Genomic DNA, 17,214 nt, shown 5'->3' on the forward strand with positions numbered 1-17,214 from the left:
CTATGCAAATGAAAAGTACTAAAAGGCATATTTCAATGGTTTCATTAGTTTTTCTAGTATTATTTTCAGTGCTGAATGTGTGGGCTCCAGTTATTCAAGCTGCTGTGATGAAAAGTCCAGTGGACGAAATTAATATTTCCCGTACTGATGGCACGACATCTGAACCGTATCAAGCCTCAGATGGTATGAAAGTAGAAGTGAAGTGGTCAGCTAAAGAAAAAATAAAAAGTGGAGATCAATTCACAATTGATATGCCAAAAGAGTTTCGAAAAGACCTTATGAATATGAGTTTTCCTTTAAAAGATGCTGAAGGAAAAACAGTTGGTACATGTGAGATGAAAAAGGGTCTATTAACATGTACTATGGGTGATTACGTAGAAGGAAAGAATAACATTAAAGGTTCTTTATTCGTAGAATTCTACTTTGGTCTAGAAGCATATGATGGTGTTAAAGAAATTCCATTAGAATTTAACGTTGATGGTCAAATCGTCAATAAAGAAGTAAATGTAAGTAATACGACAGAGAGACCGAAGCCACAGCCCAATACAGATAATCTATTGAAATGGGGTTCTTATAATCAAGAAGATCCTTCGATTGCTGATTGGCTTGTATATGTAAATGCAACTGGGACAGAAATGCAAGATCTTAAATTAACAGATACATTAGGACCTGGGCATGAGTTAATTACAGACAGCGTAGTATTAGAAGAGGCTGTATTTGAAGATGGTTATGCACCAACAAATATTAAGCCAGCAGATTTATCTAACATTAAAATAAATGCAACGAAGACTGGATTTACAATTGAGTTTCCAGACAGTTCAAAAGGTTATATTTTAAGATATAAAACAAAGATTACAAATCCTGCTGCAAAGCCTCATAAAAATACTGTGAAATTAGAAGGTAAAAATATTAAAACTGAAGAAAAAGTAGGACAAGTATTCGTAAGTGGTGGAGGGGGAACCGGTTCAGGTGACGATAATCCACCTAGCATTGAAAAAAATATAGTTGATGAGAATGGCAAGCTTGTAGAGAATGAGCAGTTAACACAAATGGATCAAGTTATTCAATACCAAGTTGGTACACATATACCGAACGATCCTCCTAAATACACATCTATGGTAATTAGTGATGATTTAGAAGATGTTTTAGAAGTATTAGAGGCAAAGGTGTATGATCAAAATGGCCAAGATATTACTTCTAAAGGAACGTTAAATATAGATAAACAAAGAAGTGAAGTAACATTTACATTTGGTGAGAGTTTTGACTATAAGTCATATGAAGACCAGATAATTAACCTTAGTATTAAGGCGAAAATTAAAAATAATGCAGACTTATCTTCTTACGTAGATAAGAAGATTCCTAATAAAGCGGAATTACATTTTGATGATAAAACATTAACATCAAAAGAAGTAACTATTACGCCGCCTGAAGCTCCAAAAGATGGTACAGTATCGCTTCATAAAATAGATTCTGAGAATCCGAACAAAGGGTTAAAAGGTGCCGAATTTGAAGTTCGAAATAGTGCAAATGAAGTTGTTGTAAAACTGAAAACGGACGAAAAAGGTTTTTCAGTACCTCAAACTTTAGCTCCTGGGACATATAAAGTTTATGAAACAGTAGCACCAGAAGGATATCAAAAATTAACAAGCCCAGTAGAGGTTACACTTCAAGCTGGAGAAACAAAAACAATTGAAATTAAAAATACTATGCAAAAGGGTCAAATTGAAGTAAAGAAAATTGATTCGGAAAATGGTGAAAAACCATTAGCAAATGCAGAGTTTGATATAGTAAAAGACGGTGTAGTAGTCGAACATATTGTTACAGATAAAGATGGTAAGGCAATCTCTAAACCGTTAGCACCAGGAAAATATATTTTAAAAGAAACAAAAGCACCTGAAGGCTACCAATTAAAAGAAACAGAGTTCGAAGTAAATGTAACAGGGGACGGCATATTCCCAATACAAGTGGAAAATGCAATGGTAGACAAAGGTAATATAGAAATTACAAAAGTGGACAAAGAAAACGGGGCAGTATTAGCCGGTGTCGAATTTGAAGTCCAAGATGAGAAAGATGACGTAGTAAGAAAAGTAGTAACAGATAAAGATGGAAAAGCAAACGTTTCAGATCTATCAGTAGGAAAGTACAAATTAGTAGAGACGAAAAGCTTACCAGGTTACAAAAATCTAGCAGAACCAGTACTATTTGAAATTACAAAAGGTATGACAAAAGCTTTAGTAATAAAAGTAGAAAATGAGCAGTTAGACAAAGGCTCAGTAGAAATTACAAAAATAGATAAAGATAGTCAAAAAGTATTAGAAGGCGTAGTCTTCGAAGTGCAAGATGAGCAAGGAAAAGTAGTAACAGAAGTAAAAACAGATAAAGATGGTAAAGCAAAAATCTCAGATTTATCAGTAGGAAAGTACAAATTAGTAGAGACGAAAAGTTTACCTGGCTACAAAAAGCTAACAGAACCAGTATCATTCGAAATTACAAAAGGTATGACAACAGTCCTATCATTGAAAGTAGAAAATGAACAGTTAGATAAAGGTTCAGTAGAAATTACAAAAGTCGATAAAGACAACAAAAAAGCATTAAAAGGCGTAGTCTTTGAAGTGCAAGATGAAGCTGGAACAGTAGTAAAGGAAGTAAAAACAGATAAAGATGGTAAAGCAAAAATCTCAGATCTATCAGTAGGAAAGTACAAATTAGTAGAGAAAGAAAGTTTACCAGGCTATAAGAAACTAACAGATCCAGTATTATTTGAAATTAAAAAAGGCATGACTGAAGTTCTATCATTAAAAATAGAAAATGAAATGGTAGATACGGGAAATGTAGAGATAACAAAGATAGATAAAGATAATAAAGCACCGTTAGCGGGAGTAACATTCATCGTCCAAGATGAAAAGGGGAATGAAGTTACAAAAGTAACGACAGATAAAGATGGAAAAGCAAATGTTTCAGATTTACCTGTAGGAAAGTATGAATTAGTAGAGGTAGAAAGTTTACCTGGTTATAAAAAGCTAGAAAAACCAGTATCATTTGAAATCAAAAAAGGCATGACCGAGGTTCTATCATTAAAAGTAGAAAATGAAATGGTGGATACAGGGAATGTAGAGATAACAAAAATAGATAAAGATAGTAAAGCTCCATTAGAAAATGTTGTATTTGAAGTACGTGATTCAAAAGGAAAAGTAGTTGCGAAAGTAAAGACGGACAAAGAAGGAAAAGCAAACGTTTCAGATTTACCTATTGGGAAGTATGAGTTGGTGGAAGTAGAAACACCGGCAGGATACAAACCACTAGAAAAGCCAGTTTCATTCGAAATTGAAAAGGGTAGAGTAACAGCGCTAAAGCTAACAGTAGAAAATGAATTAGTGGATACAGGAAATGTAGAAATTACAAAAGTAGATAAAGAAAATAAAGATGCTTTAGCTGATGCAGTATTTGAGATTCAAGATGCAGCAGGACAAGTAGTCGCTAAAATAACGACAGATAAAAAAGGACAAGCACAAGTTACTAATTTATCAGTCGGCACATACAAGTTAGTAGAAGTAAAGGCACCAAAAGGGTATAAACAATTGGTAGATCCGATTGCTTTCCAAATTGAAAAAGGCATGACAAAATCTCTTGCTTTAACAGTAGAAAACGAAATGTTAGACAAGGGAAATGTGGAAGTAACAAAAGTAGATAAAGATAGTCAAAAAGTATTAGAAGGCGTAGTCTTCGAAGTTCAAGACGACAAAGGAAAAGTAGTAACAGAAGTAACGACAGATAAAGATGGAAAAGCAAACGTTTCAGATCTATCAGTAGGAAAATACAAATTAGTAGAGACGAAGAGCTTACCAGGTTACAAAAAATTAATAGAACCAGTATCATTCGAAATCAAAAAAGGTATGACGAAAGTTTTATCATTGAAAGTAGAGAACGAACAGTTAGATAAAGGTTCAGTAGAGATTACAAAAGTGGACAAAGAAAGTGGCGCAGTATTAGCGGGCGTAACATTCGAAGTGCAAGATGAAAAAGATAAAGTAGTAACAAAAGTAACGACAGATAAAGAAGGAAAAGCAACAATTTCAGATTTATCAGTAGGAAAATATAAGCTAGTAGAGGTAGAGAGCTTACCAGGATATAAAAAACTAGCGAAACCAGTATCGTTTGAAATTAAAAAAGGCATGACAGAAGTCTTATCACTAAAAGTAGAGAATGAACAGTTAGATAAAGGTTCAGTAGAAATTACAAAAGTGGACAAAGACAGCCAGAAGGCATTAGAAGGCGTAACATTCGAAGTGCAAGATGAAAAAGGCAAAGTAGTAACGAAAGTAAAAACAGATAAAGAAGGAAAAGCGAAAATTTCAGATCTATCTGTAGGAAATTACAAACTAGTAGAAGTAGAAAGCTTACCAGGCTACAAAAATCTAACAGAGCCAGTATCATTCGAAATTAAAAAGGGTATGACAGAAGTCTTATCATTAAAAGTAGAGAATGAACAGTTAGACAAAGGTTCAGTAGAAATTACAAAAGTAGATAAAGATAGCCAAAAAGTATTAGAAGGCGTAGTCTTCGAAGTACAAGACGACAAAGGCAAAGTAGTAACAGAAGTAACGACAGATAAAGAAGGAAAAGCAAACGTTTCAGATCTATCAGTAGGAAAATACAAATTAGTAGAGACGAAGAGCTTACCAGGTTACAAGAAGTTAACGGAACCAGTATCATTCGAAATCAAAAAAGGTATGACGAAAGTTTTATCATTGAAAGTAGAGAACGAGCTGTTAGATAAAGGTTCAGTAGCGATTACAAAAGTAGACAAAGAAAGTGGCGCAGTATTAGCGGGCGTAACATTCGAAGTGCAAGATGAAAAAGATAAAGTAGTAACAAAAGTAACGACAGATAAAGAAGGAAAAGCAACAATTTCAGATTTATCAGTAGGAAAATATAAGCTAGTAGAGGTAGAGAGCTTACCAGGATATAAAAAACTAGCGAAACCAGTATCGTTTGAAATTAAAAAAGGCATGACAGAAGTCTTATCACTAAAAGTAGAGAATGAACAGTTAGATAAAGGTTCAGTAGAAATTACAAAAGTGGACAAAGACAGCCAGAAGGCATTAGAAGGCGTAACATTCGAAGTGCAAGATGAAAAAGGCAAAGTAGTAACGAAAGTAAAAACAGATAAAGAAGGAAAAGCGAAAATTTCAGATCTATCTGTAGGAAATTACAAACTAGTAGAAGTAGAAAGCTTACCAGGCTACAAAAATCTAACAGAGCCAGTATCATTCGAAATTAAAAAAGGTATGACGAAAGTCTTATCATTGAAAGTAGAGAATGAACAGTTAGACAAAGGTTCAGTAGAAATCACAAAAGTAGATAAAGATAGTCAAAAAGTATTAGAAGGCGTAGTCTTCGAAGTACAAGATGAGCAAGGCAAAGTAGTAACGGAAGTAAAAACAGATAAAAATGGTAAAGCAAAAATCTCAGACTTATCTGTAGGAAAGTACAAATTAGTAGAGAAAGAAAGCTTACCAGGTTACAAACAATTAACAGAATCAGTATCGTTTGAAATCAAAAAAGGCATGACAGAAGTTCTATCATTAAAAATAGAAAATGAAATGGTAGATACGGGAAATGTAGAAATTACAAAAATAGATAAAGATAATAAGGCACCGTTAGCAGGTGTAGTCTTTGAAGTTCAAGACGACAAAGGCAAGGTGGTAACGAAAGTAACGACAGATAAAGCTGGAAAAGCAACAGTTTCAGATTTATCTGTAGGAAAGTACAAGTTAGTAGAAGTAGAGAGTTTACCAGGCTACAAAAAATTAGAAAAGCCTGTACCATTTGAAATTAAAAAAGGTATGACAAAATCTTTAACGTTCACTGTAGAAAATGAAATGGTAGATACGGGGAATGTAGAAATCACAAAAATAGATAAAGACAGTAAAGCACCATTAGAAAATGTTGTATTTGAAGTACGTGATTCAAAAGGAAAAGTAGTTGCAAAAGTAACAACGGATAAAGAAGGAAAAGCAAACGTTTCAGATTTATCTATTGGAAAGTATGAGTTAGTAGAAGTAGAAACACCGGCAGGATACAAACCACTAGAAAAGCCAGTTTCATTCGAAATTGAAAAAGGTAGAGTTACAGCATTACAATTGACTGTAGAAAATGAATTAGTGGATGTAGGAAATGTAGAAATTACAAAAGTAGACAAAGAAACGAAAGATGCTTTAGCTGATGCTGTATTTGAGATTCAAGATGAAGCAGGACAAGTAGTCGCTAAAATAACGACAGATAAAAAAGGACAAGCACAAGTTACTAATTTATCAGTTGGAACATACAAGTTAGTAGAAGTAAAAGCACCAAAAGGATATAAGCAATTGGTAGATCCGATTACTTTCCAAATTGAAAAAGGCATGACAAAATCTCTTGCTTTAACAGTAGAAAATGAAATGTTAGACAAGGGAAATGTAGAAGTAACAAAAGTAGATAAAGATAGCCAAAAAGTATTAGAAGGCGTAGTCTTCGAAGTACAAGATGAGCAAGGCAAAGTAGTAACAGAAGTAACGACAGATAAAGAAGGAAAAGCAAAAGTTTCAGATCTATCAGTAGGAAAATACAAATTAGTAGAGACGAAGAGCTTACCAGGTTACAAGAAGTTAACGGAACCAGTATCATTCGAAATTAAAAAAGGTATGACAAAAGTCTTATCATTGAAAGTAGAGAATGAAAAGTTAGACAAAGGTTCAGTGGAGATTACAAAAATGGCCGCTGAAAGCAAGGAAGTCTTATCAGGAGCTGTGTTTGAAGTTCATGATGACAAGGGAAAAGTAGTAGTGAAAGTAACAACAGATAAAGATGGAAAGGCAAAAATCGCAGATCTATCTGTAGGTAACTACACACTAGTAGAAGTAGAAGCACCAAAAGGATATGAAAAATTAACTAATCCAATTCCATTTGAAATTACAAATGGAATGATAAATGCAGTTCAATTAGAAGTATTAAACAAATTGAATCATTTAGCACCACCAGGTCCAGAAACACCAGATCCAGAAAAGCCTGGAACACCAGATCCGGAGAAACCTGGAACACCAGATCCAGAAAAACCTGGAACACCGAATCCAGAAAAGCCTGGAACACCAAATCCAGAGAAACCTGGAACACCGAATCCAGAAAAGCCTGGAATGCCAGATCCAGAGAAACCTGGAACACCAAATCCAGAAAAGCCTGAAAAAGAATTACCGAAGACAGGGCAGAAAATGCCTGTGGAACCATATATGGGAGCACTTCTTGTAATGATGAGTTTTGGATTACTCGTATTAGGTAGAAAACAGCAGAGATAATAAAGGTGAAAAGGTATCCTCAAAGTATTTGAGGATACCTTTTTTATTTGACATAAAAAAGGTATTTAGCAAAAGAACTCGATACAAATAAAAACAAAAAGGAATACAAAGTTTACCCTATTTTCTTAATGTGGCTATATCAAAAAAGTTAGTTATATATATTTAATGTGAAAGTAAAAGATTAAAGGCCTTCTTAATGTTTGGATGAAAAAAGAGTTATCTTTGTAATTAATTTGAGTACTTTAGGAAAGAAGTCTATTTCCTAAAGTACTCAAAGGATGATATTCCAATAGCAGGTGGGAGATGAAAAGCGTTTTAGCACTGTAGTAGCACCTTAAAATGTAGATAGGGGAAAATAATGTAAAAAAACTATTGTATATTTAAAAATCTTATGTTACATTTGTGTTACAGAAAAGTTACAAACTGTAACTTACATTACGGTTTGTTTTCTTTTGTTTTTCGGTATGTTACGAAATGAGATTCGTAGCAAAACAACCGAGAATATGTAAAGTTAAAAAAATAGCAACCTAAAAATAGTTTTTCTATGTGTATAAGAGTGTGTGTAGTAAAGGGCCTGGTGAGAGCTTTACGCACATTATTAAAATTCCTTTCTGTCTTTAAAAGAAGAAAACCAACTACCAACTATTTAGGAGTTTTAAGTAATGATAGTAAATGAAATGTACTTCCTTTCCCACACACAGTACATCTTTACTTTCAGTCTAATTACTACACAGACTTTTATACATATGCTGTTATTGTTTTAGGGATATATAGGAGGAGAAAAAATGAAAAAGTTATTAATGGTAATTGGATTTACATTTTTAATGTTAGCTGGATGTAGTAATGGGAATTTTGACAAAGCAATGGATGAAGGAAAGACCGCGTTAACGAATAAAGAATATAAAAATGCCTTATCATCATTTGAAAAAGCGTTAGATGAGAAAAAAGACGATTCAGATGCAAAAGTTCTAGTAGAACAAACGAAAGCAATGATTGAAGCTGTAAAGTTAAAAGAAGAAACAAAGATAGAAGAATCAATCAAGTCATTTGAAAAAGTAGAGAACATGAAGAATGGAAATACTACGCTTATAAAACAAGCAAAGGAAGAACGAACAGCATTACTAGCCATCTTAGAACAAAAAAAGAAGTATAGCGAGCAACTGACGAAAAGTGAAGAGTTAATAAGTAAGAAAAATTATGCAGAAGCAAAAGAGATATTAAATAAGCTAGTTGCAGAAACAAAAGATAACAAGAAACTTGAAGAATATAATAAAAAAGCGGTAGGATTAGTTACTAAAATTAATGAAGAAGAAAAAAATGCAAAAAGTGAAGCACCAGCGAAGGCACAAAAAACCACTGCAGTAACGACTCAAAAGGTAGCAACAGAAAAGAATCAAAAAGCAGAGACAGAAAAAAATCAAAAGGTAGCAACAGAAAAGAATCAAAAAGCAGAGACAGAAAAAAATCAAAAGGTAGCAACAGAAAAGAATCAAAAAGCAGAGACAGAAAAAAATCAAAAGGTAGCGACTGAAAAGAACCAAAAAACTGAGACAGAAAAGAATCAGAAGGTAGAGGCAGAAAAAAATCAAAAAACTGAGACAGAAAAAAAACAAAATGCATTTACTTTTGAGAAAGCTAAAGAATATATTAAAAATGAATATAAAGAAGACTATGATTACACGCTAGAGAATACGCAAGTAGAGAATGGAAAGAAATATTATCAAATTAGAGTGCGTACGACATATAAAATAGAAGGCGCAGCTGGACCAGGATTTACTGGAGTATTCAAAGTATTCGAAGATGGTACAATTATTGAACTGCACTAAATTGATGGAAAAGGTATCCTCAAAGTATTTGAGGATACCTTTTTTAGCATAAAAAAAGCATCTAGCAAAAGTACTAGATGCAAATAAAAACACAAGGGAAGACAAAATTCTTCCCTTTTCCCGTATGTAATTATATCAAAAAATTTATAAAAAACTAGCTATATTTAAAATATAATTTTTAAAAAAGTTATATACATAAATAATTGCAATACTCGCAGTTTTATCTTTCTGAAAAATCCATTTCTTTAATTTTGAATATTAAGACTAATGTTGATAAATCTTCAGATAATTAGAGAAAATATCCAAAAGGATATATAATATTGCTTAAGAGATAGTGTTAATGGATTACATATATTTCATTTGGTGTATTAATTGAATATCATAATTTTTAATTTTATTAAGCAAGAATCTCGGTTACTTATTGCATTTCTAACATAGGGTGAGATAGAAAAATACAATAGTGTGGAGGTTTTTATAATGACGTTTGTTCTTAGTAAAATGAGTGGATTTAGCATAGAAGAAAAGGTACATGAATTCGAATCTAAAGGATTCCTTGAAATCTCAAATGAAATCTTTTTACAAGAGGAAGAGAATCATCGCTTATTAACACAAGCACAGTTAGATTATTATAATTTGGAAGATGATGCGTACGGTGAATGCCGTGCTAGATCTTATTCAAGGTATATAAAGTATGTTGATTCACCAGATTATATTTTAGATAATAGTAATGATTACTTCCAATCTAAAGAATATAACTATGATGATGGCGGGAAAGTTAGACAGTTTAATAGCATAAATGATAGCTTTTTATATAATCCTTTAATTCAAAATATGGTGCGTTTCGATACTGAATTTGCATTTAAAACAAATATAATAGATACAAGTAAAGACTTAATTATAGGTTTACATCAAGTAAGATATAAAGCTACTAAAGAAAGACCATCTTTTAGTTCACCTATTTGGTTACATAAAGATGATGAACCAGTAGTGTTTTTACACCTTATGAATTTAAGTAATACAGCTATTGGTGGAGATAATTTAATAGCTAATTCTCCTCGGGAAATTAATCAGTTTATAAGTTTGAAGGAGCCGTTAGAAACTTTAGTATTTGGACAAAAGGTCTTCCATGCCGTAACGCCACTTGGAACAGAATGTAGTACGGAGGCTTTTCGTGATATTTTATTAGTAACATTTTCTTATAAGGAGACAAAATGAGAGAGAATAAAATAATTATGATTTCTGGAGCCAACAGCGGTATAGGTCATGCTTGTATAAAATACTTTTTAGAAAAATCATTTCATGTAATAGCTCTTGATATTAATAATAATAACTTAATAGATTATATGAAAACAGATATGCCTTTGAAAGTAGTGCAAATTGATTTAAGTAATAGCGAAGCGATTCATAATCTTTTTACTCAATTAGATTTAGAAAAACTTTCTCCTGATATATTAATAAATGCAGCTGGTATTCGAGAGATAACACCTGTTTTACATTTATCCGATGATATGTTTAAAAAAGTAATTGATGTAAATTTAGTAGCCCCATTTATCCTTTCTAGGGAAGTAGCTAAGCGATGGTGTGAATCGAAAATAAAAGGTTGTATTGTGAATATAGCATCGGTTTCTGGATTAATGGCTGAACCAGAGCGAGCTGCTTATGTGGCATCAAAGCATGCCTTAATCGGATTGACTAAACAGATGGCTATGGAATTTGGGAAGCAAAATATAAGAGTAAATAGCATTTCTCCCGGTGTTATTAGAACTGAACTTACAGAAGAATACTTTAGTAATAAAGCCTTGATGTCTATGATAAAAAGTAATCAATCTTTAGATACTTGGGGATTGCCGCAGGATATTGTTTCATGTATTGAGTACTTGATTTCTGATCAGGCCCGCTTTATTACTGGTTCTAATTTTGTAATTGATGGTGGTTGGACTGCAGGGAAAAATTTGTAATTGAGTGTTTTTGAGGAAAAGCACCTGTCCTTTTTTAGGCTGGTGTTTTTCTCACTATAAACCGAGTTTTTATTGGAGGGGAATTAATTTGCTTCAAAAAAGTTTTAAGCAAGAGAAAACGGTACCGGCCTTAAAGATGATAGCATCAATGGTTATCTTTGGATCAGTTGGATTTTTTTCTGTTCAAACAAACTTACCTTCGTTTGAATTAGTGTTTGTAAGGTGTATTTTTGCGACAATATTTTTAAGTGTATGCTGGTTGCTTACAGGGCAATATAAACAAGATAAATGGGAACGAAAAGAAGTTATTCAAGTTTTAATATGTGGTTTTTTCTTAGTATTTAATTGGGTTTTCTTATTTAAAGCCTTTGAAAATATGTCAGTTACAATTGCTATCTCAGTTTATCATCTTGCACCAGTAATTGTACTGTTAATTGGAAGTATCGTCTTTAAAGAAAAATTAACATTAATATCTATCATTTCAATAGTTGTGTGTTTTGTGGGAGCTTTATTAATTGCTGGTATCGATGGAAGCTTTTCTTTCGGTTCATTAATGTCTTCAGGTATGATATGGGGATTTCTTGCAGCTCTCTTTTATGCATTTACAACTTTATTTGGTAAAGGGATTAACAAAATGAGTGCGTATGCAATGACATTTTTACAAACATTCTTGGGGATATTTCTTTTAATACCATTTATAGATTTAGATGCTTTTAGTGGCCTCACTCAAAGTAATTGGACATATATTATAGCTACTGGTTTTATTCACACAGGGATAGTGTATTATCTGTTTTTTGATAGTTTACGCCATTTATCTACAAAAACAATCTCAATATTAGTTTTTTTAGATCCGGCAGTGGCAATATTATTAGATACTGTACTTACTGGATTCCGTCCAACTTTAATGCAAATAACAGGAATTCTTTTTATTTTTATTGGCATGACTTTAACATTAAAAAAATCTAAAGATAAAAAACTGAGCCAAAAAGAAAAGCGAATTGAAAGCGATGCTAGTATATCTCAACAATAATGAAATATATTGTGTATAAAACGATAAACCTTGCATGAATCATGCAGGGTTTATTTGGTTCAATATAATTCATATTTATAATATGTAATTTTAAAAACTGAGGTATGTTTTTTAACATGCTTTTGATTCAACTATTTTTATCTGACTATAAATTTACAAAATTGTATATAAAACCTTATTTTTTGATAATATATAAGTAATAAATTCATAGAATTGGAGTGATGAGATGCAGCCGTTAGAAAGGGAGATTCATTCTAATATGCTGAAAGTGTGGAGGATTCACGCTTTAATTGGGGCGGCAGTTATACTAACAGTCGTAATTGCGTATTTCTTTTTTATGATTAACTTTAACTGGTGGGGCTGGTTGTTTGGACTATTAGTAACAGGAGCCATTATATTTATTCCACTTGATTATTTTGTGTTTCCAAATTTACGTCAGCGCTATTATAGTTACAGATTAAATGAAGAAGAGATTGAGATTCAAAAGGGAATGTTCGTTGTAAAACGCGTACTTATTCCGATGATCCGTGTGCAGCACGTAACGATTGAGCAAGGTCCGATTATGAGAAAGTATAATTTAGCAGAATTACACATTTCAACAGCCGCAACGTCTCATAGTATTCCAGGTTTAACGAAAGAAGAAGCAGAACAGCTGAAAAGACAAATTGGAGAACTTGCGAAAGTGAGTGATGAGGATGTATAAGAGGCAACATCCGATCACGATATTGTTAGGTATTAGGGTTGCGAGTTTGTTGCCTTTTATTTTGCTTGTTCTATTTCGCTCAGATGGTGAAGTGGAACCTTGGTATTTATTTCATCTTGTTCTCTTGGCCTTATTATTTATTATGGCTATTTTCTCAGCTATAAAATGGTATTTCAAGGTGTATTGGGTTGAAAATAATATTTTACATATAAAGCATGGTGTGTTTGTTAAGAAAGAAAGCTACTTAAATAAAGAACGTGTGCAAAATGTTAGTACATCTTCTAACATCATTTATCAAATACTTGGACTTACAAAATTAAATATAGAAGTTGCAGGCGGCGGTAGTGAGCCAGAGGTGATGTTAGCTGGTATTAAAGAAGATGAAGCGAAGGGACTAATTGCTTTATTACATAAAGAAAGAAGCGTTGTGGCTGAAGAGGTGCCTGCGGGAGAAGGTAGTAAGACAGTTTATCAGTTAACAGCGAAAGAAATTTTATTCGCATCTATTACATCTGGTAGATTTGGATTAGTGTTTTCTATGTTAGTAATCCTTTACACAGAGTTTAATCAATTTCTACCAGAATGGCTCATCAATAAAGTGGAAGCGTATGTGATGGATAACGGTGTATATGAATTAATCGTTATGGCCGCAATTTTAATGGCAATTTCTTGGATTATTTCAACAGCGGGCTATGCGTTAAAATATGCAAACTTTAAAATTGAGCGAAACGGAAATGAAATTCGAATCGTACAAGGGTTATTTGATAAGAAAGAGTTTGTGTTAAAATTACACCGCATTCAAGCAATTACTGTGAAAGAAGGAATACTTCGCCAGCCTATCGGGTATTGTTCTGTCGAAGTAGAAGTCATTCAAAGTATAGAATCCGCTGGGAATGAAGTGATGCTACATCCTTTTATGAAGAAAAAAAATGTGCAGCAGTTACTCGCATATTTACAGTTGCCGTATGAAATGGAGGAGGAAATCGTTCATTTACCGAAAGCGGCATTGCGCCGTTACATCATCATGGGCTGGATTACAAGTGCTGTGCTCGCTGTGCCAATTGCCGGTGCAAGTATATATTTTAAACAGCATATTGCATTGTTCACTCTTATCCCGCTATGTATCGCATTTACAATACTCGCATACGCTCGTTATACTAGCGGCGGTTATATGATGAAAGAAAACCAATTAACAATGGTATACAGAGGTCTTGCGAAATATACAGGAATCATGCGTAGAAGACATGTTCAAGCAGTGGGGTACAATCAATCGTATTTTCAAAAGAAAGACGAGTTATGTACAGCTGTCGTATCGGTAGCGGGGCATCGTTATAAAGTGAAGCACATGCGAAAAGAGGACACACTTCGTATATATAATTGGTACAAAGAAAAAGGAAACACCGGTGTGTAATGGTGTTTCCTTTTTGTTATTAAATGGATATCTTTAGTCGAATCGTTGATATATTTCAAGATGTGATAGATATATTCGAAAAATCGTTAATATAATTTCACGTACTGCTAGTGTTGTATTACTTTTTAATTAAACTAACACATCAAAAGTAGTCACAAAAGAAGGCCGAGAGAAAATACTCTTTTGCTGTTCGGCATGTGGATGCGCTGGAGCTTGTCCTTCTGCTTGCGTGGGACGTTTTTTATGAGCATTTTCGAATGAACGTGATTCTGTCCAGTCTTTAAAGTTTTGCTCTGTTTCCCACATCGTTAAGATGACATATGTATCGTTACTTAATGGGCGTAAAACACGGATTGCTTGGAATCCTGGTTCGTTTTCAATAAGGCCTGCGCGGTTTTTAAAGCGGTTTTCAAATACTGGGCGACCTTCGTCTGTGACAGAAATGTTGTTACAAACGATATAGCCAGATTGTCCTTTAAATTCACCGACAGCATCTAGTACGTCATACTGAAGTGAGCCTTCTACAGATTCTTCTGTATTTTCTTTATAAAACATATTTTTCTCATCATTTTTTGCAGTGAAATGTGATTGTTCTAGAGGTGTTTCGTATGAAATAATCGCCTTCATTTTAATGCCCCCTTAATAGTTTGTTTCTATTATATCAACTCTCTTAAAAAACTTCGAAGATTATATACATAAAGATACTTCTTTTTCAAATAATAAATGTACCATCATTTGGAAAGAAGGACGATGTATGAAGAAAGTAAAGTGGACTTTATTAGGCGGCGTCGCAACGTTTGTAGTAGCAATTGTACTCTATAAACTTATCGTGTTAGCTGGTGGCTATATGATGGATGAAAAGCAGCTCGTTTTCCACTCTTCATCACGTATTGTTGACCAGAAAGGAAAAGAAATTACGAAATTATACGTAGAAAATAGGGAACTCGTACCAGTCGAGCAAATTCCGAAGTATGTGCAGCAAGCGTTTGTTGCGGTGGAAGATTCCCGTTTTTATGAGCATCAAGGAATTGATTATCCGTCTATATTCCGGGCTCTTTATAAAGATACGTTAGCTGGAGAAAAGGTAGAGGGCGGTAGTACCATTACGCAGCAACTCGCTAAAAATGTCTTTTTAACTCGTGAAAAAACATTTACGCGCAAATTGAAGGAAGTCGCAATTTCTCTTCAATTAGAGCAAAAATATACGAAGCAACAAATTCTTGAAATGTATATGAATCATATTTATTTTGGTCATGGGGCTTACGGTATTCAAGCGGCAGCAAAGTTGTATTTTAATAAAAATGTTGAGGATTTAACAGTAGAGGAAGGGGCAATGCTTGCAGGCCTTCCGAAGTCACCAAACGGATATTCACCGTACTACTCTGCAGAGAAGAGTAAGGAACGCCGCGATCTAGTGTTGTCACTTATGCATAAACAAGGCTATTTGACTGCAGAAGAAAGCGTTCGTTATCAAGGGAAGACAATTGCTCTATATAAAAATTTAGATGAGAATGAGCTTGCATATATGCCGTATATTGATATGGTCATAGATGAAGCCGCCCGTTTATACGGATTGTCTCATCAAGAAGTACTTCGCGGAGGATATACGTTTGTCGTACCTATGGATGAAAAAATTCAAAAGGTAGCATATAACCAGTTTCAAGATGCAAGGAATTTTCCTGGGAAAGAAGAAGGGGCGCAAGGTGCGTTTTTATTAATGGATAATCGCACGGGAGGGATTAAAGCGGCGATTGGGGGAAGAAAGTACGTCCCGAGAGGATTTAATCGTGTTTTTGCCAAAAGGCAGCCCGGATCTGTTTTAAAACCACTTATCGTTTATGCACCAGCACTAGAAACGAAAAAGTATAATCCGTATTCTTTATTAACAAATGAAAGAAATTCTTTTGAAGGGTATGAACCTCGAAATTATAATCATGAGTATTCAAAAGAAATGACGATGTATGATGCGATTTTAGAGTCGGCAAACGTACCAGCAGTTTCTTTATTAAATGAGTTAGGGGTAGAAGAAGGAAAGCAGTATTTAGAAAAAGGAAATGTCCATATTGCAGATGCTGGTTTAAGTACAGCGCTTGGCGGATTGAAAAATGGCGTTTCAACATTTGATCTTGTAAAAATGTATCGTTCATTTTTAGCAAATGGAAATATTATCGAGCCACACGTTATTGATAAAGTATTAAATAGACACGGTGCAGTCATTGGGGAATCTCCAAAAGTAGAGACGAAAATCTTCTCGAAGCAGACAGCATGGTATATGACGAAAATGTTAGAAGGGGTTGTGAAGGAAGGAACAGCGAGAGTTGGTGTATATAACGGTGCGTTAGCTGGGAAAACAGGTACAACTTCATTGCCAAATGACGATAAGGGAGCAAGAGATATGTGGTTCGTCGGCTATACACCGAACTTAGTAGGCGCTGTTTGGATTGGTTATGACCGCACGGATAAGGAGCATCAGTTGCAAGGAGAAAGTGCATCTGCGACAAAATTATTTAAGAAAATTTTAACGAAGGCTAATGTAGAACATAAAGAGAAGTTTATGAAGCCTGAAGGTGTGGAAACAATCGGTGCTCCGATTCGGCTGCGAAGAATTGAAGATGTAAAAATGAAACTATCATTTAGTCCTTTCGGTTTATTTAAAGCAAAATTAAGCTGGACGCCACTTCCAGATAACAGAATTATGTACCGAATCTATAGAGTGGAGAATGGAATTCATACGCATGTTAGCACTGTAAACGGTGCTGGAGAATATGAGGAAAAGTTCGTTAACATATTTTCAAAACCGAGCTTTTACGTTGTACCATATAATACACAAACGAATCGCGAAGGAGAAAAGTCAAAAGTAGCTAAACCATAGTTTTTCTCTGTGTTATAATAAGAATGTTGTGAAAATAGTAAGCGTTTTTAAGAATGTTTGTGTCAATTTAATGAACAACGTAC

Annotated in this window: 9 protein-coding genes; 8 read left to right on the forward strand and 1 reads right to left on the reverse strand. The window is 33.9% G+C overall.

The genetic code is table 11. The features are described 5' to 3' along the window. Nucleotides 1–2 precede the first annotated feature (2 nt). The 7 genes from MHH27_RS05835 to MHH27_RS05865 all read left to right on the forward strand — a co-directional run bounded on the left by MHH27_RS05835 (nt 3) and on the right by MHH27_RS05865 (nt 14,259). Nucleotides 3–7,331: a SpaA isopeptide-forming pilin-related protein gene (locus MHH27_RS05835; RefSeq protein ID WP_340941906.1), complete on the forward strand. Its 7,329-nt coding sequence runs from the start codon at nt 3–5 to the stop codon at nt 7,329–7,331. A 785-nt stretch (nt 7,332–8,116) separates the two neighbouring features. After that, nucleotides 8,117–9,157: a hypothetical protein gene (locus MHH27_RS05840; RefSeq protein ID WP_340941908.1), complete on the forward strand. Its 1,041-nt coding sequence runs from the start codon at nt 8,117–8,119 to the stop codon at nt 9,155–9,157. 477 nt (nt 9,158–9,634) lie between these two features. Beyond that, on the forward strand, nt 9,635–10,372 hold the full coding sequence (locus MHH27_RS05845) for a 2OG-Fe dioxygenase family protein (RefSeq protein WP_053565070.1): 738 nt from the start codon (nt 9,635–9,637) through the stop codon (nt 10,370–10,372). Next, nucleotides 10,369–11,115 (forward strand): SDR family NAD(P)-dependent oxidoreductase, encoded by a 747-nt coding sequence (locus tag MHH27_RS05850; RefSeq protein ID WP_001208940.1) that lies wholly within the window; start codon nt 10,369–10,371, stop codon nt 11,113–11,115. The genes MHH27_RS05845 and MHH27_RS05850 overlap by 4 nt, the downstream gene beginning before the upstream one ends. A gap of 88 nt (nt 11,116–11,203) precedes the next feature. Beyond that, nucleotides 11,204–12,145: a DMT family transporter gene (locus tag MHH27_RS05855; protein WP_000939632.1), complete on the forward strand. Its 942-nt coding sequence runs from the start codon at nt 11,204–11,206 to the stop codon at nt 12,143–12,145. A 226-nt stretch (nt 12,146–12,371) separates the two neighbouring features. Next, entirely contained in the window at nt 12,372–12,848 is a 477-nt protein-coding gene (locus MHH27_RS05860; RefSeq protein ID WP_001182719.1) for a PH domain-containing protein, read from the forward strand. Then, nucleotides 12,841–14,259 (forward strand): PH domain-containing protein, encoded by a 1,419-nt coding sequence (locus tag MHH27_RS05865; protein ID WP_075720109.1) that lies wholly within the window; start codon nt 12,841–12,843, stop codon nt 14,257–14,259. Before MHH27_RS05860 ends, MHH27_RS05865 begins: the two co-directional genes overlap by 8 nt. Nucleotides 14,260–14,388: 129 nt before the next feature. Here MHH27_RS05865 and hmoB read toward each other — a convergent pair whose 3' ends face one another. Continuing rightward, nucleotides 14,389–14,886, reverse strand: coding sequence for a heme-degrading monooxygenase HmoB (gene hmoB / locus MHH27_RS05870; protein WP_000644097.1), 498 nt, complete (start codon nt 14,884–14,886; stop codon nt 14,389–14,391). A 127-nt stretch (nt 14,887–15,013) separates the two neighbouring features. Here hmoB and MHH27_RS05875 point away from each other — a divergent pair, with 127 nt between their 5' ends. Then, nucleotides 15,014–17,131, forward strand: coding sequence for a transglycosylase domain-containing protein (locus tag MHH27_RS05875; protein ID WP_053565068.1), 2,118 nt, complete (start codon nt 15,014–15,016; stop codon nt 17,129–17,131). Nucleotides 17,132–17,214 lie beyond the last annotated feature (83 nt).

Source organism: Bacillus sp. FSL L8-0152, assembly GCF_038006365.1.
GTDB lineage: Bacteria > Bacillota > Bacilli > Bacillales > Bacillaceae_G > Bacillus_A > Bacillus_A cereus.